A 26,012-nucleotide genomic window follows, 5' to 3' on the forward strand; every position below is an offset into this window, starting at 1 on the left:
TTTTTCCTGTATGAATCAGACTTTTACAATATAAAAAAAGACTGCCATATTTCGGCAGTCTTAGTCGATAAACTCAAATTCATATTCAAGAATTTTTACAATATCTCCGTCTTTTGCGCCACGTGCACGAAGGGCTTCATCAATACCCATTCCGCGCATTTGGCGAGCGAAACGACGTACAGATTCATCACGTGAGAAGTCTGTCATCTTGAATGTTTTCTCAATATCATAACCAGAGATAACAAACGTGCCATCACTTTCACGTGTAATTTCAAATTTAACACCTTCAGTATCAAATTTGTACATTACACTTGTATCAGACTCATCCGCAACTTCATGTATTGGGAATTCTGGTGTTGTTTCTATTAAGTTCGCTACTTCAAACAGTAAGTCACGAACACCTTGTTTCGTTACAGCTGAGATTGGGAAGATTTTTACTTCGTCTCCCACTTTCTCTTTAAATGCTTGTAAGTTTTCTTCTGCATCTGGCATATCCATTTTGTTTGCAACAACAACTTGTGGACGCTCCGTTAAGCGAAGATTGTATTCTTTTAATTCATTATTAATCGTTACGTAATCTTCATATGGATCACGGCCTTCTAAACCAGACATATCAATAACATGCACGATTACACGTGTACGCTCAATATGACGTAAGAATTGGTGTCCAAGTCCGACGCCAGCATGTGCGCCTTCAATTAGTCCAGGAAGGTCAGCCATAACGAAGCTGCGGTTATCACCAGTCTCAACAACACCAAGGTTTGGAACGATTGTTGTGAAGTGATACTCTGCAATTTTCGGACGTGCTGATGATACGACAGATAATAATGTAGATTTACCTACACTTGGGAATCCAACAAGTCCAACGTCTGCTAGTACTTTCAGTTCTAGAATGACATCACGCTCTTGACCTGGCTCCCCGTTCTCAGCGATTTCTGGCGCTGGATTCGTAGCTGTTGCGAAACGTGAGTTACCACGACCACCGCGGCCACCTTTTGCAATTACAGCCGTTTGCCCATGCGTTACTAAATCGGCAAGAATTTGACCAGTTTTTTCATCTTTTACTACTGTTCCTGGTGGAACCTTTACAAGTAAATCTTCAGATTTACGTCCGTGCTGCCCTTTACTCATTCCGTGCTGACCACGATCAGCTTTGAAATGACGTTGGTAGCGGAAGTCCATTAATGTACGTAAGCCTTCCTCAACAACAAAAACAACATCTGCACCTTTACCACCGTCGCCACCTGCTGGGCCACCTTTTGGTACATACTTCTCACGACGATACGCAACCATTCCGTTACCACCGTCGCCGCCTTTTACATATATCTTGACCTGATCTACAAACATTATTTCACCACACTTTTTTCAATTGGTTGTAATATAACTGAGACTTCTTCGTCTCTTACTGTATAAGAAATGGAATACCATTTATTGTTTTGGTTCGCAAGCCAATTCTGTAGTTCTTCTACACTCGTTAGCTTACCACGAAAATCAAAAAAGAAACGAGCATTCTCCGCGTCACATTCAATTGTGATACAAACATAATTTTCAACATATACGTCTAAACTATGCTGAAGCATTGAGAAAAATTGATTCGTCCATGTACATACAGTCTCATCTAAGTGAGATAAGTTATGTAAATTCCCTAATACTTCGTACTCCAATAAGCACGGCTGCTGTTTCCAATTATATGTTAAAATCCACTCTGAAAATAAAGGCATAGATAGCCCTATCAGATTGGATTCTTGTCTCGCTTCTTGGACAAAACGATCGATGAGACTATGAATTTCTTCCACTTTTCCAAGGGAAAGGTTTCCTTTCACCATCTGCATACGATTGAGCCAATCATGTCTTGAATGGCGCAATGCATCTATAATTGTCCATTTTTTATTCATTTAGATACCCCTTAATATAGAAAAACTCTAACCTGCACTCAGGTTAGAGTTTTCCGTGAGTTCTTATGCTTCTTGAGCAACAGGATATACGCTCACTTGTTTGCGGTCACGGCCAAGACGCTCAAAGCGTACTACGCCGTCAACTTTCGCGTATAAAGTGTCATCGCCACCACGACCAACGTTAACACCTGGATAAATTTTTGTACCGCGTTGACGGTAAAGAATTGAACCACCTGTAACCGTTTGACCATCTGCGCGTTTAGCACCAAGACGTTTTGACTGAGAGTCACGACCGTTCTTTGTACTACCTACACCTTTCTTAGATGCGAAAAACTGAAGATCTAATCTTAACATACGTTACACCTCCTGCACTTTTTCTATTAAACGGATATACTTTCCGTAATCAAGTTCGATCGTCTTAAGCGAAACAACCAATCCTTCTAAAAGTATTTGTGCTTTTTCTGCTGCATGAACGTCTAAATCATTAGGCAATTCATACGTTAAGAATCCGCCATCACTTCCGAGTTCAATAGTTGCCTGCACATTACAAAGTTCTTCCACTGCATTTATAGAACCAAACACAACCGCTGTAGTTCCAGCACAGACAAGATCTTGTCCATGTGGCGCATAATCGGCATGTCCAGTCATTTTAAATGATTGGATACGTCCTAATTTCGTGCGACTTATCGTAATTTTAATCATGTTAACCAGAATTAAGCGTTGATAGCTTCAACAACTAGCTTAGTGTAAGGTTGACGATGACCTTGTTTCTTACGATTGTTCTTTTTCGCTTTGTATTTGAAAACGATGATTTTCTTAGCGCGACCTTGTTTTTCTACTTTCGCAGTAACTGTTGCACCTTCTACAACTGGGCTACCAACTTTAACGTTTTCGCCACCAACGAAAAGAACTTTGTCAAAAGTAACAGTTTCACCAGCTTCAACATCTAATTTTTCAATGTAGATTGCTTGACCAGCTTCAACTTTAATTTGTTTTCCACCTGTTTCGATAATTGCGTACATACTTGCACCTCCTCTTAATTACTAAGACTCGCCAAAAACGAGGTAGACATAAAATGCCTTTAGGGAACCTGTCTTGTGCGGTTGTAGCATATAGCCGTTTAGGTGCTATAAACTATAACATAAAGATGTTATCATGAATCATAGACGGTTGTCAATGAAAGTTCTACTAACTATTTTTTCCGCTCTACAATTTCTTTTTTACTTCCAAAACGGATAATTGCATACTTTTCGATCATATCATCTTTGAAATAAATTTCAAATGGAATATTTTTTTGTAATTCTTTTTGTAAAAATTGTTTTTGCAGTCCTTTAGGTGCAGAGATTAATACTGCCTCATCTTCTATATTACCATATGTGATTAGTTCTCTCTCTAGCTCATACGCAATCGTTTCATATGACATCACATACCCTGTCGCTTTGCACGGTGCACACTCTTCAAGTAATACGTCGCGTAAAGAATGTTTCTTACGTTTACGTGTCATCTCTAAAATCCCTAACTCTGTAAATCCGAGTACTCTTGTATATGTGCGATCATTTTGCATAGCAGCCATGAGACATTCTCTTATCTTTTCTTTATCTTCTCTTCTTTTCATATTAATAAAATCAATTAATATCATACCACCGATATCACGCAATCTTAATTGACGTGCGATCTCTTCAGCTGCCACTTCATTTGTACGAAGGACTGTATCTTGTAAATTTTGTTTTCCAGTAAACTTACCCGTATTCACATCAATTACAGTCATCGTCTCCATTTGTTCCACAATTAAATAAGCACCATTTGGGAGCCAAACAATTTTTTGAAGTGCTTTCTCAATCTCACGCTCTATGCCAAAATGGTTAAACATTGAAGATTTTTCATTATAAAAAGATACTTTTTCTTTACCGACTTTTTCTTCTAATTCTTTTACTATACTTCTTGTATCTACAACTACTTTTTCAATCGTTTCAATTGGATTCTCTTGAAATACACGATCTAAAAAGGTTGCCGGTCGATGGACTAGTAACGGTGCCTTTCCTTGGCCCTCTTTTCTTTTTAACTCTTCATATAACTGCTGTAATCTTTGCATTTCAGCTTGTATTTCTTCAATTTCTCCTTTTTCAGAAGCTGAGCGGAAAATATAACCTCCTGTCCCTTCTACTTCAATTTGGAGTAATTGTTGCCTTCTTTTATTGTTTTTTATTTTCCGAGAAACCGCACGCATTTCATCATATGGCATATAAACGACATATTTTCCGGTAAATTCTATATTTGCTGTCAATTTTGGCCCTTTCGTATCAATTGCCTCTTTTACAACTTGTACAAGTACCGCTTGTCCTTCATGTATATGATAAGAAGATGGTACATCATCGTACGAAAGATACGCATGTTTTTCTAAACCTATATTTACAAAAGCTGCATTCATTCCAGCAATCGTTCTTACGATACGTCCAACATAAATATGCCCAACAATCTCTTGTTCTTCATTTCGTTTCCATAAAAACTCAACAATTTTCTTCTTCTCTTCAATTGCAACGCGTTTTTCCGATCCAGCGTAGTTCATATATAACGTTTTCAAAATACTTTCCTCACTTTATAATCTTCTTTGCTTTTACAATAATAAAAGGTTAGTGCTAACGTCAACACTAACCGATTAATTCTTCAACAGATGAAGTTGTTCGTTTTTCAGTAAAATACGCATAAAGCAATTCATTTTCATCCAATGTGTAATGTTCTTTATATTTTCCGCGAACGATAATAGAATGCTTATAGCCTCTACGAAATTTTGTGAATATCTTATATAAATGATCTTCTGATTGCACCTCAATTGGTGCAATCTTTTCAATTCCTCTTTTGTTCCCATAATAACGTTCTAATAAAAAACGCATAAAGGCATACCGTCTTTGCTTCCATTCTTGATATAACGACACCGCTAAAAATATGAGTAGTACCCACATCATAATATTGTTACTATTCCAAAGTAACTGCCATCCTAGTATGACACTAAAAAAAACACATGATAATTTCATCATCTTTTCATGTGCTTGTAAATAAGGAAAACGATATGATAGTACGTTAAACAATACTTTTCCACCATCAAGAGGCCAAATAGGTAGTAAATTAAATGCTAAAATAATTATATTATTCCACATAAAGAAATAATATAATTCCGCATGAAGCCAACCAGCTTCAAACAACATATAGCCTACCGCCATCATCCAAATATGTTGAATTGGTCCTGCAATTACGACAACTAGTTCCTCTTTCAATGATTTATTCCCATGTTCCTCAAGCTCAGCCACACCACCAAACGGCAAAAGTTGAATCTTCTTAATACGCCAATTATAGTGTGCCGCTGCAAAAGCATGCCCAAGTTCATGGATGAGAACGATACAAAATAACAGTAGTAACTCTTTAAAACGTGCCGTGAAAATACCAATGACAATAATAACCCAAAACAACGGATGCACTGAAATCTTTGTTAAAACATCTCTATATTTAATCAAATGAAATCACCTGAATCGGATCAATAAATTTTTCGTCCTTTTTTATTGCGAAATAAAACTTACCATTTTTATTATTCGCATCATTATTCACCGTTCCAATTTTTTGTTTCTTTGAAACGTAATCATATAATTTCACTGACATATCATTTAAGTTTGCATACCATGACTCCGTACCATCTGCATGCTGAATTTGAACTGTATTACCAAGTTCCTCTTTCTTGCCTGCAAAAATAACTAGCCCTTCATTCACTGACTCAACAGTTGCATTTGTAGCTGTTTGTACAAATACACCTTGGCCATTTTTTTGAAACCCTTGCATCACCTTTCCTGAAGCAGGAATGGCATAATCTTTTTGCTGAATCGTTTCTTCTTTTTTCTCATTAGGCGAATAGAACACGAGCGGTTTTCCAAACTGTTTTTCGTACCATTTCGCTACAGTAGCAAACTGAAATTCTTCTTTCATCACTTTTTCTGTAACAGCTTTAGCACCGTCGAAAGAAACTGGTGCATTCTTATATAAAATAGCGACAGAAAGAACTAATATTGCTGATAACAATACTTTGAAGAAAAACACTTCTTTTCGAAATAAAGGATGAATTTCCTTTTCTCCATCTTCAATAAATACTGTTTCACTATCAAAATTCCCTCCAGCAAAATACTGCTCTTCCTCCATCCTTTCTTGCTCTGCCTTCCTCTTCGCAATCCGTTTTTTAATTTCTTCTACACGTCTATTCTTCATACTGTCTCCTTTCTTTCGTTAAGCTAATGTACATAGAAACAGTTGTATACAGTTTGTACATATGTATGAGCTAGGTATGGAAGATATTCGTGTGAAGAAAAAAGAAAGCACTCCGCAAATATGCGAAGTGCTTTTAACGGATTCCAAAGAAGTTTTTCACCTTTGTAAATACCGATACCTTTTCTTGTTCAAATGCTTGTAATGGGACATTCTCACCCAACAAACGTCTTGCAATATTACGATAAGCTAACGCTGCTTTTCCGCTCGGTTGCAACGCTACAGGCTCACCTGTATTTGTAGCACGAATAACTTCATCATCATCTTCGACAACACCAAGAAGCTCGATTGACAATGTACGTACGATTTCATCAACATCTAACATATCCTGTTCATGAAGCATATGACTACGCACACGATTAATAACAAGTTTCGGTGGTTCAATATCCTCTTTTTCTAAAAGCCCAATAATACGATCCGCATCACGCATTGAGGATACTTCTGGTGTCGTAACAACGATTGCTTTATCCGCACCAGCTACCGCATTTTTAAATCCCTGCTCAATCCCCGCAGGACAATCAATTAATATGTAATCATAATCTTGACGTAATACTTGTATTAATTCATCCATTTGTTCAGGTGTTACCGCTGATTTATCACTCGTTTGTGCTGCAGGTAATAAATAAAGATCATCAAAACGTTTATCTTTAATAAGAGCCTGAGGTAAACGGCAACGCCCTTCAACGACATCAACAAGATCAAATACAATACGATTTTCCAGCCCCATTACTACGTCTAAGTTTCGAAGACCGATATCTGTGTCAATTAAGCACACTTTCTTTCCAGATAACGCTAAGGCTGTACCAATGTTCGCAGACGTTGTAGTTTTACCTACACCGCCTTTTCCAGATGTAATTACTATTGCCTCTCCCACAGCTATACAATTCCCCTTTCTAACTTTGTTAAATTAGGTCTAAGATGAGTGAGAAGTTGCAGTCGATCGACAACAATGTGATTGTTCTCATTAATATACGCACATTCTGCCGCCTCCGCTCCGTCTTCTTTCTCTTCCGGAGCCCGCATTGCCACATCACTAATTCGAAGTTGCATCGGGTTCATAACAGATGCAGCGATTACAGCATCCGAATCCCCATAATACCCAGCATGCGCAATTCCTCTTAATGATCCTACGACAAAAATATTCCCCCCAGCGATAACCGTTCCGCCTGGATTAACATCACCAATTAACAATAAATTTCCTTTTACATGTAAAACTTGTCCAGAGCGAACAATTTTGGAAATAGGGACAATTTCTGTTTCTTCTTTCCAAGCTATTGCTTCCTCTTTCGTTATAACATCACTTTCAATCGAATCCACAACGAGATTCTTTTTATTACGAATTAACGTACGAATCTCTTCTTGTTGGACTTCTGTTAAATAACGATTTCCCACGTTCACATGCACTTCAATTAAAGAGCGTCCATCACCATCATAGTAATGAGTAGAAAGCTTTTCATCCAATTCCTTCAGTAATTCAGAGAATGAACAACAATCATCTAAATGAAGCGTTATCCCGTCTTTTGTCCCTTTTATTGTTACATTTTGTTGCTTTTTTTCTTCCACTAAAGTTCACCCCACCGATTCAATTCGACATAAAATTAGAAAATCCTTTTTTCTTTTTCTTCCATCGCTTTTGAAAGACGCACTAAATATCGTCTCAGTGGGAAACAAACTATCAATAAGAAAATTGCATTTAGCAATAAAGTAGACAGGAGACGATCTGTGAAAAAGACATACGCCGACATATGAGTACGTCCTAACAAAGTTAAAAATCCATACACATAATACTCTAATGCTGCAATGCTAGCTAGTACGATAGAGACAACAATAAATAAATTCAATTGTAGTACCTTCATCACACTATAAACTAAATAAGCTAAAATCGGATACGCAAAAATATATATACCGACAAGTTCCGTGTATACGGTATCAAATAAGAAACCAAATAATAGTCCGTAATAAATCCCTTGGACCGGACTGTAGTACACAGTAACAAAACATAATACTATAATAAAGAAATGAGGTGCTGCTATACTGTCTTTCCAAAAAACTGCTGTTGGAACAATAGTAGCAAACATATTTTCAAATAAAAAAACAAAAAGGAGCAAAAGAGGAAGAGCTGCTCTTTTTAAAATCTTCATCATCTCTTCTCCCCCTCCTATTCTAATGGCGCTGAAGGCGTTTCACGTTTCGCAACCATAATATGCTCTACGTCATTTAAATCAGCGGCAGGTTTTACATAAGCTGTTTTTGTTAAACCGTATGGATCCGGCTGAACATCAACGATTTTTCCAATTACAAGACCTTTCGGGAAAATATCACCAAGTCCAGATGTTACAACTAATTGATCTGCTTTTACGTCTGCATCAGAGCCAATCTTTGTGAAAAGAAGTAAGTGCTTTTCTTTGTCATAACCTTCAATCAATCCAAAGATTTTCTCATCACCTTGTACGATAGCAGAAACACGATTTGTTCGGCTCATAGAGCTTAATAACTCTACTGATGATGTAAACTGAGATACACTTTTCACTCGTCCAACTAAACCTTGTGGAGTTAATACAGCCATATCTTTTTTAATTCCTTGCTGTGCTCCTTTGTCAATACCAACTAAATCGTACCATTTATCTGGATTACGCGAAACAACAGTAGCTGGAATTTCAGTATATTGGCTATTTAACTCTTTTTTACCCGTTAACTCTTGTAACTTCTTGTTATCATCTTCTAATTGTTTTACTTTCCCTGATAGACCTGCATAATTGTCTAATTTTGCTTTTAATTCTTTATTCTCTTCATACGTGCGCTTTACATCCTCTACATTTTCGAAGAATCCAGCTACGTATTTCGCTGGCTTTTGGAATACACGTTCTACCACACCGACAGTGTCTTTAACAAACTGCTCTGGCCATGTTAAACTGTTCCGTTCTTTCAATGAGATTCCAATCAATGCCACGAGAAGAATAATACTAACTAACAAAACAATTAATCTTTTGTTTAAGAAAAACTGTGGCACGTTCACACCCTCTTAATTTCATTGATTTTTATTTTGCAATATTATCGAGCAGCAGTTTTGAAAAGATCGATATTGTCTAATGCTTTACCCGTTCCAATTGCTACGCAATCTAATGGATCTTCTGCAACAAGAACTGGCATATTTGTTTCTTCACTAATTACTTTATCTAAATTACGTAGTAATGCTCCGCCACCTGTTAATACGATACCACGGTCCATAATATCTGCCGCTAATTCAGGTGGAGTTTTCTCCAACGTATTTTTAACAGATTCTACAATTGCATCTACTGTATCTTTTAATGCATCTGCAATTTCTTCTGGTTGAATTAGCACTGTTTTTGGCAAACCACTTACTAAATCTCGACCGCGAATTTCCATAGGCTCAATACCTTCTGGCTCGCCTGCAGAACCGATCTCTAATTTTAATGCTTCAGCTGTTCTTTCACCGATCATTAAGTTGTAGCTTTTCTTAATGTACTGAATGATTGAATCATCCATATCATCACCAGCAACACGAACTGATTGACTTGTTACAATACCGCCTAAAGAAATGATTGCAACTTCTGTTGTACCGCCACCGATATCAACAACCATACTACCAGTTGGTTCCCAAACAGGTAAGTTTGCACCAATTGCTGCTGCAAATGGTTCTTCGATAGGATAAGCATCACGAGCACCAGCTTGACGAGTCGCATCGATTACTGCACGTCTTTCTACAGCTGTAATACCAGATGGTACACATACCATTACATAAGGCTTACGTGAGAAGAATCCATTTGATTTTTGAGCTTGTTGAATGTAATATTTCATCATTGTTGCTGTTGTTTCGTAATCAGCAATTACACCGTCTTTCATCGGGCGAAGTGCCACAACGTTTCCTGGTGTACGACCAATCATTTGTTTTGCATCGCTACCTACAGCAACGATTTGTTTCGTATCAGTTTGTAACGCTACTACTGAAGGTTCACGTAAAACTACACCTTTTCCTTTTACATATACAAGCGTGTTCGCAGTTCCTAAGTCTATTCCAAGATCGCGAGTAAAGCCACCAAATCCAAACATATTATTTATCTTCCTTTCTTGTTTTCACGGACTCATTTTTTCTTACTTTATATTATAAAAACAGTACGTTTTTTATATCTTTATCCTTTTTGTAGATAATTTTCTACAAAAAACTCATAAATCACATTATAAAACAAAATAAGTAAAAAGCATAGTCTTAAATATGACCTTTTTCCTTTAAACTCACGAATTTATGGTCACCTATTATAATATGATCGAGCACTTCAATTCCGATAATCCGGCCGCATTCTACTAAGCGTTTTGTTACTTCAATATCTTCTCGGCTCGGCGCGGGGTCTCCTGAGGGATGGTTATGAAGACATATGATAGAGGCTGCTGCACGGCGAAACGCTTCTTTAAAAACTTCCCTTGGATGTAAAATTGATGAGTTTAAACTTCCAATGAAAATCGTTTGCCTATGTATAACTTGATTCTTTGTGTTCAAATATAGACATACAAAATGCTCCTGCTGCAGGAAGCGCATTTCTTCCATCATATATCTGGCGCAATCTTCCGGGCTTCGAATGCTGTATTTATTTTGATATTCTAACCGCACCATTCTTCTACCGAGTTCAAAAGCAGCTATAAGCTGCGTTGCCTTTGCAACCCCGACACCATGTATACTGACAAGCTCTTCTAACGTTGCATCTTTCAACATACGTAAACCATCAAAGTGATATAAAATTTTATCTGATAACTTCAAAACTGTTTCTTCTTTAGAACCTGTTCTGAGTAACACTGCAAGAAGCTCCCGATTGGATAAACTTCCAGCTCCCTCTAACAATAAACGCTCCCGTGGCTGTTCTTCTTTGACAACATCACGAATACCGTTCATTTCTCCACCCCTTTATTTGTTCTCTCAAAGAAAATCCCATGCAGTTTTACGCATGGGTTACATCAATATTAAATTGTTTTAATTCCCGAACAAGACGTGAAATTGGTAACCCAACTACACTATAGTAGTCCCCTTGAATATGTTGAACAAAAATAGATCCTTTACCTTGAATCCCATAACTTCCTGCTTTATCCAAAGGCTCTTTTGATGCAATGTATGCGTCAATTTCCTCTTCTGTTAATTCCCAAAACGTAACTTCTGTACGCTCGTAAAAAGTGACTGTTTTGTCCTTTGCTATAATTGCAACACCAGTATACACTTCATGTGTTTTCCCTGATAATAATTGCAACATTTCTTTCGCCTCAGCCTCATTAGATGGCTTTCCAAGAATACGCGACTCATATGTAACAATTGTGTCTGCACCTAACACAATATGATCACTGTTATTTTCTGCTACCGCAGATGCTTTTTGCAGGGCAAGGGACATAACAATATCAGAAGGCGATGAATACGCACCAATCGTTTCTTCTACTTCACTTACAATAATTTCAAATGGCACACCCGCTAACTCAAGTAATTCCTTCCTGCGAGGTGATCCTGAAGCTAAAATAATTTTTTTCATATTTTCTCCTTCCTTTCTCACATGAAGCAGAATCATTTATATCAATCGTATCAAAGGAATAGTTTGTCCACAAATAAAAGAAATATTATTTTCTCTAAACAAAATAATACTTCCTTACTAAAACACGATTATATTCCTGTCATAGAGAAAGCACTTTACTCTAAATTCAAAAGAAAAGAAAGAAGCATCTACACTTCTTCCTTCGTCATTTCATTATCCTATTATTTCACCTTTTGTGAAACAATTTTTTCGTATGAAAGTATACCATCAATGATAACTTGATTTAATTTCGCTAAAGATTCCTTATCACCTTTTCCGTCCTTCACTGTTTGCACAGCTACTGACGTGTACATATACAATTTCTTTGCTTCTTCCTGCTTCATACTTTTCCCTTCTTTTTCAATCGCTTTCCACTCTTTTTCGATTGCACTTATATCTTTTGCATTACCTTTTTCACTAGCTTGTACGCTAGAAGCATATTTTGCTAAATGAGTATATAATGGCTGTACTTTTGTTAAAAACGCCCCAACTTCTTTATCATCTTTCAGTAACGCTTTATCTGTTATATCCCAGTCCTTTTTCAATACGGAGACATTATCATTTTTATACTGCGTCATTAATTGGTTTATGCCTTGTTCATCGCCAGCAATACCAACAACTAATGCATACTTATCACCGCTCGGTTTTAAGGCTGCTACACCTCCATTACCTTTCCACTCTTCAAGAGCGGCCTGTCCCTTTTCTTCAGAAGAATAGATTCCTCCTTGAACAAAAAATAATTTCATTGGATCTAATGACGTTCCTGTCTGTGCTTTTGTTTTTTCCTCTTTTGGTGCTGGTGTGTGTTCTGCCGTTCCACCAACCTTTGATTCTTCCTTTCGCATCTGCTTCGAAGCTGTTACTTCGCTTCCTCCTGTGGCACCTTGTCCTTTCAGTAACTGTAGCATCCCCATCCCAAACGTCGTACCAATAATAATTGCAGTTGCAACGATTGCAATTAACGTATTACTCCACTTCTTTCGATTTTTTTCCGTAGACGCTACTTTCGATTTTTGAAACGGAACAACGTTTTTTGGCCTTTCACTTTCTACTACCATCCAGTCAAATTCATCTTTCTTCTTCTCCTCATACTTCGCTTCTGTTCCATTCACTTTCACTGAGATCGTTCGTGATTGCTTGTCCATACACTCACACCTCACCTCTTATCGTTGTCCGCATCATATCATATTCATTTCACAAAAAAACGAGATATTTGTCAGAGGAATTCGCCAAATAACCCTATATATTTATCTTATATGTATGCATTTGACTTCATTTGTAGAACAAAAAAACTAGATAGCAAAGACTATCTAGTTTTTTTCGCGAATATATTTTCGAACTTCCGAAATGAAATAAAGAGAACCTGTTATGATAAAAACATCATTTTCTCCAAGCATTTCAACCTTCGTATCAATTGCCTCTTTCCAATTTTCAAAAACTAATTTTGACTCTTTCTTTGAATACGATGCAAGCTCGCCTGCTAAAATAGCACGATCAAAGGCGAATGTTGTAAAAATAATTTCATCGGCGATGGTTTCTAATTGACCTACCATATTGTGCAATTGTTTATCACCAAGGGCAGTAAATAAAACTATTACATTTTTAGCTTTGTAATGTGATTCTACCGTTTTCACAAGACTTTCAATACCTTCTGGGTTATGAGCACCATCTATAATAATATCCGGATTACTTTGCAGTTTTTCAAAGCGCCCCACCCAATACGCTTCCTGTAATCCAGTTCTTATTTCTTCTTCCTCAATTAAAAATGATAAGTATGTTTTTACATACATGACTGCCATAAGTGCAAGTGCTGCGTTTCCTACTTGATGGCTGCCTTTCATTGAAATTCGCACATCTTCAAAAGAGGCGAAAGGGCAAGTGAAATCGAACTGTTCTCCATCTTCGCTAGACTGTTTATGTAACGATGTAAAATGGTTGCCCATCTCGTATAAATTTGCATGATTTTCCTTTGCAACTTTTTGAATGACTTGCAGCGCTTCCTCATCTTGCACACCAGTAATAACCGGAACACCAGACTTAATAATCCCCGCCTTTTCATATGCAATTTCTCCTAGTGTATTACCTAAAATATGCATATGATCGTGACCGATATTCGTAATAATCGTGAGAACTGGATGAATCACATTCGTAGAATCAAAGCGCCCTCCAAGCCCTGTTTCAAATAAAACAACATCACAGAAATTAACTTTACCGAAATAACAAATTGCCATAACAGTAATAATTTCAAACTCAGTCGCTTCCCCTAAATCCGTCTCATCTAGTTTTTCAACGACTGGCTTTACCATCTTTACAAGTTCAGTAATCTCTTCATCTGCAATTGGTGTTCCATTCACACTAATACGCTCGTTAAATGTTTCAATATAAGGGGAGGTAAATGTTCCTACCTTATATTTTGCATTTTCTAACATGTAACGCATATATGTTAACGTTGAACCTTTTCCATTTGTACCAGCAAGGTGAACACATTTTATGTGACGCTCTGGATTTCCGAGCTCTTCTAGCATCCATCTCATTCTTTCTAATCCTGGTTTAATACCAAATTTCAATCGACTATGAATCCAGCCTATCGCTTCTTCGTATGTATGTATCACGTATGCTTTCCCCTTTCAAAAGACAACCTTCATCATTCTATTATACGCAAAGAAAAGAGACTCACCAATATAGTGAGTCTCTAAAAAACATTTTTATTTCTCAAGATCCGCTAAACGTTGGCGAACTGCTTCGCGTTTTTCTAGGTAATCTTGCTCTTTCGCACGCTCTCCTTCAATAACTGCCGCAGGAGCTTTCGCTACGAAACCTTGGTTTGAAAGTTTCTTCTGTACACGTTCTACTTCTTTATCGAACTTCTCAAGTTCTTTCTCAAGACGCGCTCTCTCTTCATCAAGATTGATAAGATCAGCTAACGGTAAGAATAACTCTGCACCTGTTACGATTGCAGTCATCGCTTTTTCTGGTGCTTGTAAATCCGTTTGAATTGTTAACTCGCTTGGGTTACAGAAACGCTCAATGTAAGAGCTATTTTTCGTAAGCTGAGCAAGTACAGCCTCATCTTTTGCTTTAATTTGCATTTGAACTTTTTTGCTCATTGGCGTATTAACTTCTGCACGGATGTTACGAACAGAACGAATGATATCAACTAGAAGGTGCATTTCTGCTGCAGCTTCTGCATCTTGTAAATCTTCGCGTACTGTTGGCCACGCTGCTACTGTAATAGATTCGCCTTCGTGCGGTAAATGTTGCCAAATCTTCTCTGTTACGAATGGCATGAATGGGTGTAATAGACGCATTGTTTGATCTAATACGTAAGCTAAAATAGAACGAGTTGTTTTCTTAGCTGCTTCATCTTCACCGTATAGAGGAAGTTTCGCCATTTCAATGTACCAGTCACAGAAATCATCCCAGATGAAGTTGTATAATGAGCGACCAGCTTCACCGAACTCATATTTATCCATGTTACGTGTTACGCTTTCGATTGTTTCATTTAAGCGAGTTAAAATCCACTTATCTGCAACTGATTTTTCACCAGTTAAATCGATTTCTTCATATTTCATGTCATCCATGTTCATTAATACGAAACGTGATGCATTCCAAACTTTATTAATGAAGTTCCAAGTAGATTCTACTTTCTCCATGCTGAAGCGTAAATCTTGACCTGGTGCACTTCCTGTTGATAAGAAGAAACGCATTGCATCTGCACCGTACTTCTCGATAACTTCCATTGGGTCAATACCGTTACCAAGAGATTTACTCATTTTACGTCCTTGCTCATCACGAACTAAACCGTGAATTAATACATCTTTAAATGGACGCTCGCCTGTAAACTCTAACCCTTGGAAAATCATACGAGATACCCAGAAGAAGATGATGTCATAACCAGTTACTAGTGCATCAGTTGAATAGTAACGTTTGAAGTCCGCTGCATCTTCATTTGGCCAACCAAGTGTTGAGAATGGCCATAACGCTGAACTGAACCATGTATCAAGTACGTCGTTATCTTGATTCCAATTTTCAATATCTGCTGGCGCTTCTGTACCTACGTATACTTCACCAGTTTCTTTATGATACCAAGCTGGAATGCGGTGTCCCCACCATAATTGACGAGAAATACACCAGTCGTGAATGTTTTCCATCCAACGTAAATATGTGTTTTCGAAACGATCTGGTACGAACGTTACTTTCTCTTCTTCTTTTTGTTGAAGCGCTACTGCCTTCTCAGCAAGTGGAGCCATTTTTACGAACCATTGTGTTGATAAGTAAGGCTCAACAACTGCACCACTACGCTCACTATGGCCTACTGAATGCATATGAGGCTCGATTTCTACTAATACGCCCGCTTCTTGTAAATCTTTCACTAACGCTTTACGACACTCGAAACGATCCATACCGTTATACTTACCAGCTTTTTCGTTCATCGATCCATCTTCGTTCATTACTAAGATACGCGGTAAGTCATGACGGTTACCTACTTCAAAGTCATTCGGGTCATGAGCTGGCGTAATTTTTACAACGCCTGTTCCGAAATCTTTTTCTACGTACTCATCAGCAATAATCGGAATCTCACGGCCTACGATTGGAAGTGTAACTGTTTTTCCGATTAAATGCTTGTAACGATCGTCTTCTGGATGAACCGCTACCGCTGTATCACCAAGCATCGTTTCTGGACGAGTTGTTGCAAGACGAATGTGACCAGAACCATCTGTTAACGGATAGTTCATATGGTAGAATGCACCTTGAACTTCTTTATGAATTACTTCGATATCAGAAAGAGCTGTGCGTGTTGCCGGGTCCCAGTTAATAATATATTCACCGCGGTAAATTAAGCCTTTTTCGTATAATTGAACGAATACTTTATTAACCGCATCAGATAAACCTTCGTCTAATGTGAAACGTTCGCGAGAATAGTCTAGTCCTAAACCAACTTTCCCCCATTGTTGACGAATGTGAGAAGCGTATTCTTCTTTCCATTCCCATGCTTTTTCAAGGAATTTCTCACGGCCAAGATCGTAACGTGAAATACCTTCTTCACGAAGTTTCCCTTCTACTTTCGCTTGTGTTGCGATACCCGCATGGTCCATTCCTGGAAGCCACAATACATCGTAACCTTGCATACGCTTCGTACGAGTTAAAATATCTTGAAGAGTTGTATCCCAAGCATGACCTAGGTGTAACTTACCAGTTACGTTCGGAGGTGGAATTACAATTGTATACGGTTGTTTCTTCTCGTCTCCTGTTGCTTCAAAATATTTGCCTTCTAGCCACCACTGATAAAGGCCTTCTTCAACGGACATATGATCATATTTAGTTGGTAAATTCTTTTCCGTGTTTGACATTATTTTCCCTCCTTAAAATAAAAAATGCCCCTCATCCAAAAAAAGGACGAGGGACATCGCGGTACCACCTTTATTTACAAACAAATTCAGGAATTTGCTTATACTCTTAATTTGATAACGGACAAATCCGTCTTTTCCTAATGAGAACTATTCCGTTCAGAAAAGATGCTCCAGGGCTACCTTCTAACATAACTATCTAGAGAATCTCCCAGCTAATGATTCTCCTCTCTGAAGACGTTTCTTGTTATACTCTTCCCCTTCAAGGCATTTATATGATTGTTAATTATTATATACAATAGTGTAAAAAACGAAACCTTATTCGTCAAGATAAATTTAAGACTACAGCTTTTTGAGTAAAAAAAGAAGATAAGTAGCAGCCTCTACTTATCTTCTTATCCGTTCCCTTGCTGGGCAGCTTGTAATTGCGAAAGGAAATATTCTATATTACTAACGAGCCAATGCGCTTGTTGCAAACTCTTTACTCCGAGAAGTTCATTTTCCTCATTACGCCGCTCTCTTCTTTTCTTATAAGACTGGATTTGCCGAATAAATTGCGATGGATACGTCATATACGCAAACATGAGTAGTTGCTCTTCTTTCGTAAAAGGGAAATTTTTTTGATACATTTGATACCATTCAAACCGATCACTTCGCGCAATTGGATATGTGTTTAACGACCGAGAATAAAACCCTACAATATCTTGCACAGGTGTTGCAAACTTCGATTTTTCTAAACTAATAAAATAGCCATTCCGTTCATAATCAAATAAAAAATGATTAAGCGATACGTTACCATGTACAAAAGTAATACGTGTTTTTTCTTTTTCTTTCATCGCATCGTTCCACTCATTTAATTGCTTCGTTGCAAACTCACGCGCCCTCATTACGTGATGATAGTACGTACAATATTGCAATTCAAACGGAGACATATACCACTTCGCTTCAGATTCTACAAGAAACTCTTCTAACATCTCTCCATCATTTTCCCAGCGATCGGATATATTTGTATAATGTTTTTCTAAATCCTCTTCTGTATACGTTTCTTCTTTTACTGTTTTTTGGTGCAACGTTCCGAGAGTCTGAAACATTTTATGGTATTGATCATTATCCTCGCCGTTCCCTTCCGCACGCTCTAACCAAGGCATTAAATAATAATTATACGTACCATCACTTAAAATATAATTTCCGTCCGTCGCATGGTATATAGGTACATAATTTGAAAAACCTTTCTCCTTCAAATATTGAATATGATGCAAAAAGTTATTCCGCTCTAACTTCCTGCCTTCTATTTTCTTGAGCGCATATGGACCTTGATTCGTATAAATTTTCGTCACACTTCCGTGCTCTTCCATATGCTGCGTATCCAATTTATATTGCCTTACAATGGGTTCATAGCGATTTCGTAATTCCATATCCATACGAATAACCCTTTCTATTCAAAACATAGCCTTTAGAAAAATAAGTGAGTGAAAACACTCACTTATTTCGCTTTTGCTCTTGAAACAGGAATATAAATAATTTGTCCTGTAGTTAAATATATATCTTCTGTTTGATTGACACGGTATAAGTTTTGTACAGATGTTTCATAGCGTTCTGCAACAGATTCGATCGTATCTCCTTCTTGCACAAAATACATTCTTAACTTTGTAAATTCTTCTTCCGGTTCTTTCGTAAATAATTTCGTTAAATAAAGCGCATTTTCATCCCGCTGTGAATACGTTTCCTCTTCTTGTACTTCTTGTTTTTTCGCTTTTTCTTTCTTGAAGTCTTTTCTTCCGAACAATTCAAATTGCGGCGTTGTTTCTTTCTCCTCTTCACGCTCTACAAATTCATGTTCTTCTATTTCCTCTTCTTCTACTTCCTGCTCTTTTCTTTCTTCTAGTTGGAACGGTTCAAATGCGTAATCTTCCCACTCATCTGATTCCTTATAGGCTGGCTCTTCGACTTGTGGCGTTGGTCTAGTTTCATGCTCTTGCGCAGAATCATCCTCTAACTCAGCATACGCCGTTTCTTCCTCTTCATCCTCAATTCTTTCTTCATCACATAAACCTGTAATAGATATATCCGCTAATAATTGTAAGCAACCATTTTCCTTTAGTTCATAATCAAATTCCTCGATAGATACATATAGTTCTTCAATTACTTTCACACGGTTTCTTGGGATTGATATTTCAAGCGGGAAGGAATGAACAAGTTCATTAACCCCATCTTCTCTTGTTTCTACATAATCAATGGACTTCGCTGGCGATAGATCTCTTAATGAATAAGCTGAATCATCTTTTCGTGCAACATACTCTCCCGTTAAATCTAATTGCCCTCTCACAATTACCTCATGATCAAGCTCTTCTATCTCAACGTCTGGATCTAACGAAATTGACAAAAGTTCTTCGACTTCCTGTCCTTTTTGGAACCAAACAGATTCTTTTAATGAAAAACGTAATGAATGATCTGTTGCCACTTCTTTTCCCCCTCCCAAACTATATGTCATTACAGATTTATGTACGGAAAGCTGACTTTATGAATAAAAAAAATCGCTCCCCTTTTGAAGAGCGATTTTCTTTATTCAATTAAGCTTTTAATTTTGACATTGCAATTTCAGCCGCTGCAATTGTCGCCTCAATATCTGCATCACTATGTGCTGTCGATAAGAATAAACCTTCAAATTGGGATGGCGGTAAAAATACACCTTGTTCTACCATTTCACGATAGTAAGCAGCAAAGAACTCTAAGTTTGAAGATTTTGCTGCATCGTAATTAATAACTGGTTCATCTGTAAAGAAGATACCAATCATAGAACCCGCACGATTGATATGATGCGGAATGCCATGTTTTTCAGCCGCTTTACGTAAGCCAGCTTCTAACATTTCAGCTTTACGCTCAAATTCTACATACGATTCTGGCGTTAACTGTACTAACGTTTCATAACCTGCTGCCATTGCTAGTGGGTTACCTGATAAAGTACCTGCTTGATAAATTGGTCCGCTCGGTGCAACTTGGCGCATAATTTCTGCTTTACCACCGTATGCTCCTACCGGTAATCCACCACCGATTACTTTACCTAAACAAGTTAAATCAGGTGTTACACCGTAATAACCTTGTCCACAATTATAAGCAACACGGAATCCTGTCATTACTTCATCAAAAATAAGCAATGCACCATTTTGCTCTGTTACTTCACGAAGACCTTCTAAAAATCCTGGCTGCGGAGGAACAACACCCATATTCCCTGCTACTGGTTCTACAATGACACAAGCAATATCATCACCGAATTGTTCGAAAGCGTATTTCACACTTTCTAAATCGTTATACGCTACTGTAATCGTATTTTTCGCTACACCTTCTGGTACACCAGGGCTATCTGGTAAACCTAGCGTCGCTACACCAGAACCCGCTTTAATTAATAACGAGTCACCATGACCGTGATAACAACCGATAAATTTCAAAATTTTGTTACGCCCTGTATAACCACGAGCTAAACGTAGCGCACTCATTGTCGCTTCTGTTCCAGAGTTAACCATACGCACAATCTCAATTGATGGAACACGCTCAATAACAAGTTTCGCTAATTTATTTTCAATTTCCGTTGGGGCACCGAAGCTCGTACCTCTTTCAGCAACAGCTTTTAAAGCCTCAACAACACGATCATTTGCATGACCATGAATTAAAGGCCCCCATGATAATACGTAATCGATGTATTCATTTCCATCGATATCATATACTTTAGAGCCTTTTCCACGCTCCATAAACAAAGGATTCATACCGACAGACTTAAAGGCACGAACTGGGCTATTTACGCCACCAGGCATTAAATCTTGAGCCTCTTCAAACGCTGCAATCGACTTATCAAACTTTTTCATTATTTAGCGCCTCCTTCTTGTAACCATCTTGCTGCATCTTTCGCATGATACGTAATAATTAAATCTGCTCCTGCGCGTTTCATACTAATTAATTTTTCAAGTACAACTTCTTTTTCATTAATCCAACCATTTTGCGCTGCTGCTTTAATCATTGAATATTCACCGCTTACGTTATAAGCAACGACTGGTAAGTTAAAGTTATTTTTCACATCACGAACGATATCTAAGTAAGAAAGAGCTGGCTTTACAATTAAGAAATCTGCCCCTTCCATTACATCTGATTCAGCTTCACGGAATGCTTCCATACGGTTCGCTGGGTCCATTTGATATGTTTTACGATCACCAAATTGCGGTGCACCGTGCGCAGCATCACGGAATGGTCCGTAAAATGCTGATGAATATTTCACAGCGTACGACATAACTGGTACATGTCCAAAACCATTTTCATCTAATGCGTGGCGAATTGCTGTTACGAATCCGTCCATCATGTTTGATGGCGCAATAATGTCCGCTCCTGCTTTCGCTTGACTTACAGCTGTTTTTGCAAGAACTGCAAGAGACTCGTCATTTAAAATAATACCATCTTCAATTACACCGCAATGACCATGGCTTGTGAATTGACATAAACATGTATCCGCAACTACTACTAGATCAGGGAATTCACCTTTAATTTGCTGAATCGCACGTTGCACAATTCCATGATCACAATATGCTGATGATCCAACTTCATCTTTTTCAGCAGGTAAACCAAATACAATAACAGAACGAATACCTAAATCAACAACTTCTTGCATTTCAGCTTGCAATAAATCTAAAGATATTTGATATACGCCTGGCATAGAAGGCACTTCATTACGAACATTTTCTCCTTCTAATACAAAAATAGGGTAAATAAAATCTTCCGTATGTAAAAACGTTTCACGCACAAGCGCACGCATGCCTCCGCTTTGTCTTAAGCGACGATGACGATTAAATTGTAAAGAGTTCATAGATTTCTATCCCCATTCTTTTATTTTATAGATTCACAAACACATTGTAGTAATGCTTCTACAGTGTACTCTTTCGGCATAATAATATGCGGAAAATAAAGGCTCGCCTCTTTTTCCGTAATAGGCCCTATACAAGCAATTGTACATTTTTTTGTCCATTCTCTCCAGTTTGTCCCCTCAAGTAAACGAACAAAACTCGTAACAGTTGAAGGGCTCGTAAATGTAATAATGTCCACTTTTCCTGCTTCTAACGCTTCTATAAGCTCTTGCTTTTTCTCTACATTTTCTTTCGTACCATACACGATAAGCTCATCTAGAGAAACACCCATTTCACGAAGCGCAACTGGAATTACGTCTCTTGCTAAATTCCCTTTCAGAAATAAAATGCATTCGTTTCCACTTAATCTTTTTCCAAACTCTTCTGCAAATACTTCTGCAACAAATGAAGTTGGAACAAAATCCACTCGATAGCCTCGCTTTTCTAACTCTAACTTTGTTTTCACACCTACTGCAGCAATTTTAGTCGTTACAGGTAGCTTCTGTCTCAAACGATCTAGAAAAAAAGCTACCCCATTTTTACTCGTAAAAATAACCCAGTCATACGAATGTAACTGCCCTGCTATATGTTGAATTTGCCTATGAGACATACCTTCCATACGCAAAAGCGGAATTTCCAATGGAATTCCGCTCTTTTCTTTCACCGCTACACTCATTTGTTTTGCTTGATGCTGGGCACGTGTAACCAATACCGTTTTGCCAGCGAGAGCGTTCATACTTATTGTTGCCCCTTATTTGCAGCAAGAATAAGTTCTTTTGCGCCTTGTTTTATTAAACGGTCCGCAGCCTCTAATCCTACTTTCTCTGGATCAGTTCCTACTACTGTCTCTTTCAATAAAACAGAACCGTCCATAGACCCGACAAGAGCTGTTAATTCGATTGCATCGTTTTCTGCAATGGTTGCATATCCTGCGATCGGCACTTGGCATCCACCTTCAAGTTTATGAAGAAATACGCGTTCTGCTGCCACTGCTTTTTCTGTTACTGCATCATTCATATGCGCTAGCAACTGCAGTAAATCTTTATCATCCTCACGACACTCAATCGCTAATGCACCTTGTCCTACAGCAGGTACACATAACGTCTCATCTAAATGTTCTGTAATAACTTCATTATCCCAGCCCATTCTTTGTAATCCTGCTGTCGCTAAAATAATTGCATCATAATCTTCTTCTTTTAATTTGCGTAAACGTGTATCGATATTTCCGCGAATCCACTTCACTTGTAAGTCTGGTCTCGCAGCGAGTAGCTGTGCACTACGTCTTAAACTACTCGTACCTAAAATAGCGCCTTCTGCTAACTCTTTAAACGACGCTCCGTTTTTTGAGATAAAAGCATCACGAGGGTCAACACGCTTTGGTGTACAACCGATCATTAATCCTTCTGGAAGTACGGCCGGCATATCTTTCATACTATGTACAGCCATATCAATTTCTTTCGTAAGTAGCGCATGTTCAATCTCTTTCACAAACAAGCCTTTGCCACCTACTTTTGAAAGAGTAACATCTAAAATAACATCGCCTTTTGTGACGATTTCTTTCACTTCAAATTCATATGGTAAACCTAGCGCTTTTAACTGATCAATAAACCAGTTTGTTTGCGTTAATGCTAATTTACTCTTTCGTGACCCTACAATAATTTTGCGCATAATTTTCTCTCCTCATTATAAATACCAAAAGTGGAAGTTGGATAAACTGCTTAATAGAAAAATATTAATTAGCATTACGAGAAATGCCCCGATGTTCCACTGCACAATTTTCTTCCCTTGTAACACATCTGCCGCTCGTAAATATAGGCCAGCACAATATACAAATAGAACGACAAAAGACCCAATTACTTTCGTATCATACCAATGGAAATTGTCCAATTTTGTATATCCCCATATGCATCCTAATAAAATAGCTAGTAAGAAAAATGGAACAGAAAATAAATTTAATCCGTAAGACATCGATTCTAGCTTCGGTAAATTCCCTAACCTTCTTAATCTCGCATTCCATTTTTTCTTTTTTAATAGGCGATATTGCAATAAATACATAATAGAAAAAATGAACGATACAGTAAAAGTTGCATAAGAAATAATAGCCATACCGACATGTACGTATACGAGCTCCGAAACTAATTGCTCTGCAAGTACCGGCGACATCTTTCCAAGCGGCGTAAAAATAGAAAAAGCGCTTACGCCAAATGCAACAACATTTGTAAAAAAGACTAAAAAATCGATTCTCATAAATCGATTAATGACTAACGACATCGTAATCAATAGCCAAACATAAAAATAAATCCCTGATAATAAAGTTAAAAGAGGGTTCGTTTCTGAATCTGTAGCTCTAAGCAACATAAAAATAGAATGCAGAACCCATACAATCGAAAGTAACCAAAAAGCAAATCGGTTCGCCTTTCGGTTACTTTGGAAATAATCTATAAAATATAAACTAATGCTACAAGCATATAAAATAATTGCAATATGATAAATAATACTGTTATTTAAAAAACTCATCCGATCATCCTTCCAAATTATAAAGATGGAACGGATGGTGTCCACGCTCTTTTATGTTCTACTTCTTCCGCACGACTCTCTACGTCTTCCATTTCTAAATCGAAAATCTTTGCAAATAACGCTAATTTTTCGTCTGCTCCCTCTTCAGCAGCTATTTCTTTCGCTACTAAAATTGGGTCTTTTAATAATTGATTAATAATACTTTTCGTATGCTTACTAATTACTTTTCTCTCACGATCACTAAGATTTGGTATTTTTCGTTCCAGACTTTCCATCGTTTCACTTTGAATAGCCAGTGCTTTATCACGAAGAGCTGATATTAACGGAACGACACCAAGTGTACTTAACCACGTTTTAAATAAAACAATTTCCTCTTCAATCATAAATTGAATTTTCTCTGCTTCTTTCAAACGCTCAGCACGGTTCGCTTCTACTACTCCTTGCAAATCATCAATGTCATACAAGAAAGAACCTTCTAGCTCATCGATTGCTGGATCAATATCACGCGGCACTGCAATATCAACCATAAATAATGGGCGACCAGAGCGCATTTTCTCTACCTTTGTCATCATCTCTTTCGTAATGACATAATCCGATGCACCAGTTGAACTAATTAAAATATCAGCTTCTAATAATGCACACTGTAATTCACTTAAAGGTTTTGCATGTCCCATATATTTCTCAGCCATTATTTCTGCTTTTGAAAGCGTTCTATTCATGACTGTTACTTTACGAGCACCACTTCCATATAAGTTTTGCAGTGCAAGTTCACCCATTTTACCCGCACCAAGAATAAGCACGTGACAATCTGTTAACTCGCCGAATATTTTTTTCCCTAGCTCCACAGCAGCATAACTAACAGACATCGCACTTTCACCAATTGTCGTTTCTGAGTGAGCACGTTTCGCTAATGTAATGACTTGCTTAAACAATTCATTAAAAATTGTCCCTGTTGCTTTTACTTGCTGTGCTTCTAAAAAGCTATCTTTTATTTGACCTAAAATTTGCGTCTCTCCAACTACCATAGAATCTAAACCGCACGTTACGCGGAATAAATGATCTATTGCACCATCTTGTTCAAAAATAGTTAAATATGGTGCGACTTCTTCTATTTCAAGCTGAAACCAATCAGCTAAAAACTTCTTAATATAATACCGTCCCGTGTGTAATTGATCGACAACAGCATAAATCTCAGTGCGATTACAAGTTGATACAATGACATTCTCTAACACGCTCTTTTGATTTTGTAATGTCGTCATTGCTCGCTCTAGCTCTGCTGCCTGAAATGTGAGTTTCTCACGAAATTCTACAGGGGCTGTTCGATAATTTACACTAACAACAAGAATATGCACGCAGCATGTCCCCCTTCACCCGTTTTATCACTTTATCTACTATCATAATACAACTTTCCTCTTATGAATCTGACAATCGTGTGAACAACCGATTATTTTTTTATTTATTCTCCGTATGTAAGAAAGGAGATTCAGTAAAACG

26 protein-coding genes and 2 other annotated features are annotated in these 26,012 nt (G+C 37.7%); all 26 genes read right to left on the bottom strand.

Annotation, left to right across the window (positions count from 1 at the left end; all coding sequences use genetic code 11):
* Positions 1 to 60 precede the first annotated feature (60 nt).
* The 26 genes from obgE to hemA all read right to left on the bottom strand — a co-directional run bounded on the left by obgE (position 61) and on the right by hemA (position 25,870).
* Entirely contained in the window at positions 61 to 1,347 is a 1,287-nt protein-coding gene (gene obgE / locus EKQ63_RS23755; RefSeq protein WP_087954202.1) for a GTPase ObgE, read from the bottom strand.
* Positions 1,347 to 1,895, bottom strand: a complete 549-nt coding sequence (locus EKQ63_RS23760; RefSeq protein WP_087954201.1) for a sporulation initiation phosphotransferase B — start codon at positions 1,893 to 1,895, stop codon at positions 1,347 to 1,349. Before EKQ63_RS23760 ends, obgE begins: the two co-directional genes overlap by 1 nt.
* 63 nt (positions 1,896 to 1,958) lie before the next feature.
* On the bottom strand, positions 1,959 to 2,249 hold the full coding sequence (gene rpmA / locus EKQ63_RS30020; protein WP_000944958.1) for a 50S ribosomal protein L27: 291 nt from the start codon (positions 2,247 to 2,249) through the stop codon (positions 1,959 to 1,961).
* 3 nt (positions 2,250 to 2,252) lie between these two features.
* Positions 2,253 to 2,597, bottom strand: a complete 345-nt coding sequence (locus EKQ63_RS30025) for a ribosomal-processing cysteine protease Prp (RefSeq protein ID WP_087954200.1) — start codon at positions 2,595 to 2,597, stop codon at positions 2,253 to 2,255.
* A gap of 11 nt (positions 2,598 to 2,608) precedes the next feature.
* A complete protein-coding gene (rplU, locus tag EKQ63_RS23770) occupies positions 2,609 to 2,917 on the bottom strand; it encodes a 50S ribosomal protein L21 (RefSeq protein WP_000270907.1) in 309 nt (102 codons plus the stop codon).
* A gap of 14 nt (positions 2,918 to 2,931) precedes the next feature.
* Positions 2,932 to 3,010 (bottom strand) — a sequence feature (ribosomal protein L21 leader region).
* A 77-nt stretch (positions 3,011 to 3,087) separates the two neighbouring features.
* The gene (locus EKQ63_RS23775) at positions 3,088 to 4,476 is read right to left on the bottom strand and encodes an Rne/Rng family ribonuclease (protein WP_087954199.1); all 1,389 of its coding nucleotides are present in this window, start codon (positions 4,474 to 4,476) and stop codon (positions 3,088 to 3,090) included.
* A 67-nt stretch (positions 4,477 to 4,543) separates the two neighbouring features.
* Positions 4,544 to 5,404 carry a stage IV sporulation intramembrane metalloprotease SpoIVFB gene (gene spoIVFB, locus EKQ63_RS23780; RefSeq protein WP_000599049.1) on the bottom strand — a complete coding sequence of 287 codons (861 nt, stop codon included), beginning with the start codon at positions 5,402 to 5,404 and terminating at the stop codon, positions 4,544 to 4,546.
* Complete coding sequence (gene spoIVFA, locus EKQ63_RS23785; RefSeq protein WP_143881563.1) at positions 5,397 to 6,143, bottom strand: stage IV sporulation protein SpoIVFA; 747 nt, start codon at positions 6,141 to 6,143, stop codon at positions 5,397 to 5,399. Before spoIVFA ends, spoIVFB begins: the two co-directional genes overlap by 8 nt.
* Positions 6,144 to 6,276: 133 nt before the next feature.
* A complete protein-coding gene (minD, locus tag EKQ63_RS23790) occupies positions 6,277 to 7,074 on the bottom strand; it encodes a septum site-determining protein MinD (RefSeq protein ID WP_000503311.1) in 798 nt (265 codons plus the stop codon).
* A gap of 2 nt (positions 7,075 to 7,076) precedes the next feature.
* Positions 7,077 to 7,763: a septum site-determining protein MinC gene (gene minC / locus EKQ63_RS23795; RefSeq protein ID WP_143881564.1), complete on the bottom strand. Its 687-nt coding sequence runs from the start codon at positions 7,761 to 7,763 to the stop codon at positions 7,077 to 7,079.
* A gap of 35 nt (positions 7,764 to 7,798) precedes the next feature.
* Positions 7,799 to 8,344, bottom strand: a complete 546-nt coding sequence (gene mreD, locus EKQ63_RS23800) for a rod shape-determining protein MreD (RefSeq protein ID WP_000975752.1) — start codon at positions 8,342 to 8,344, stop codon at positions 7,799 to 7,801.
* Positions 8,345 to 8,358: 14 nt separating this feature from the next.
* Positions 8,359 to 9,210 carry a rod shape-determining protein MreC gene (gene mreC, locus EKQ63_RS23805; protein WP_143881565.1) on the bottom strand — a complete coding sequence of 284 codons (852 nt, stop codon included), beginning with the start codon at positions 9,208 to 9,210 and terminating at the stop codon, positions 8,359 to 8,361.
* Positions 9,211 to 9,251: 41 nt separating this feature from the next.
* On the bottom strand, positions 9,252 to 10,271 hold the full coding sequence (gene mreB, locus EKQ63_RS23810; protein WP_000466737.1) for a cell shape-determining protein MreB: 1,020 nt from the start codon (positions 10,269 to 10,271) through the stop codon (positions 9,252 to 9,254).
* Positions 10,272 to 10,428: 157 nt separating this feature from the next.
* Positions 10,429 to 11,106 (bottom strand): DNA repair protein RadC, encoded by a 678-nt coding sequence (gene radC, locus EKQ63_RS23815; protein ID WP_143881566.1) that lies wholly within the window; start codon positions 11,104 to 11,106, stop codon positions 10,429 to 10,431.
* A gap of 46 nt (positions 11,107 to 11,152) precedes the next feature.
* Positions 11,153 to 11,728 carry a Maf family protein gene (locus tag EKQ63_RS23820; RefSeq protein ID WP_087995343.1) on the bottom strand — a complete coding sequence of 192 codons (576 nt, stop codon included), beginning with the start codon at positions 11,726 to 11,728 and terminating at the stop codon, positions 11,153 to 11,155.
* Positions 11,729 to 11,949: 221 nt separating this feature from the next.
* Positions 11,950 to 12,912, bottom strand: a complete 963-nt coding sequence (locus EKQ63_RS23830) for a stage II sporulation protein B (protein ID WP_088326772.1) — start codon at positions 12,910 to 12,912, stop codon at positions 11,950 to 11,952.
* Positions 12,913 to 13,077: 165 nt separating this feature from the next.
* Positions 13,078 to 14,379, bottom strand: coding sequence for a bifunctional folylpolyglutamate synthase/dihydrofolate synthase (locus EKQ63_RS23835; protein WP_088326774.1), 1,302 nt, complete (start codon positions 14,377 to 14,379; stop codon positions 13,078 to 13,080).
* Positions 14,380 to 14,472: 93 nt separating this feature from the next.
* Complete coding sequence (locus tag EKQ63_RS23840; RefSeq protein ID WP_143881567.1) at positions 14,473 to 17,118, bottom strand: valine--tRNA ligase; 2,646 nt, start codon at positions 17,116 to 17,118, stop codon at positions 14,473 to 14,475.
* Positions 17,119 to 17,157: 39 nt separating this feature from the next.
* Positions 17,158 to 17,390: a binding site (T-box leader), on the bottom strand.
* 120 nt (positions 17,391 to 17,510) lie between these two features.
* A complete protein-coding gene (gene ysxE, locus EKQ63_RS23845) occupies positions 17,511 to 18,536 on the bottom strand; it encodes a spore coat protein YsxE (RefSeq protein ID WP_087954191.1) in 1,026 nt (341 codons plus the stop codon).
* Positions 18,537 to 18,598: 62 nt separating this feature from the next.
* Positions 18,599 to 19,576, bottom strand: coding sequence for a stage VI sporulation protein D (gene spoVID / locus EKQ63_RS23850; RefSeq protein WP_087954190.1), 978 nt, complete (start codon positions 19,574 to 19,576; stop codon positions 18,599 to 18,601).
* Between the two features lie 109 nt (positions 19,577 to 19,685).
* On the bottom strand, positions 19,686 to 20,975 hold the full coding sequence (gene hemL, locus EKQ63_RS23855) for a glutamate-1-semialdehyde 2,1-aminomutase (RefSeq protein ID WP_000712928.1): 1,290 nt from the start codon (positions 20,973 to 20,975) through the stop codon (positions 19,686 to 19,688).
* Entirely contained in the window at positions 20,975 to 21,964 is a 990-nt protein-coding gene (gene hemB / locus EKQ63_RS23860; RefSeq protein ID WP_001087058.1) for a porphobilinogen synthase, read from the bottom strand. Before hemB ends, hemL begins: the two co-directional genes overlap by 1 nt.
* A gap of 20 nt (positions 21,965 to 21,984) precedes the next feature.
* A complete protein-coding gene (gene hemD, locus EKQ63_RS23865) occupies positions 21,985 to 22,737 on the bottom strand; it encodes a uroporphyrinogen-III synthase (RefSeq protein ID WP_143881568.1) in 753 nt (250 codons plus the stop codon).
* 2 nt (positions 22,738 to 22,739) lie between these two features.
* Positions 22,740 to 23,669: a hydroxymethylbilane synthase gene (gene hemC, locus EKQ63_RS23870; protein ID WP_143881569.1), complete on the bottom strand. Its 930-nt coding sequence runs from the start codon at positions 23,667 to 23,669 to the stop codon at positions 22,740 to 22,742.
* 15 nt (positions 23,670 to 23,684) lie between these two features.
* The gene (locus EKQ63_RS23875) at positions 23,685 to 24,518 is read right to left on the bottom strand and encodes a cytochrome C assembly family protein (RefSeq protein WP_000008996.1); all 834 of its coding nucleotides are present in this window, start codon (positions 24,516 to 24,518) and stop codon (positions 23,685 to 23,687) included.
* Between the two features lie 17 nt (positions 24,519 to 24,535).
* Positions 24,536 to 25,870 carry a glutamyl-tRNA reductase gene (gene hemA / locus EKQ63_RS23880; RefSeq protein ID WP_000547859.1) on the bottom strand — a complete coding sequence of 445 codons (1,335 nt, stop codon included), beginning with the start codon at positions 25,868 to 25,870 and terminating at the stop codon, positions 24,536 to 24,538.
* Between the last annotated feature and the right edge of the window lie 142 nt (positions 25,871 to 26,012).

The organism is Bacillus sp. BD59S (assembly GCF_007363175.1).
GTDB classification, from domain to species: domain Bacteria; phylum Bacillota; class Bacilli; order Bacillales; family Bacillaceae_G; genus Bacillus_A; species Bacillus_A pacificus.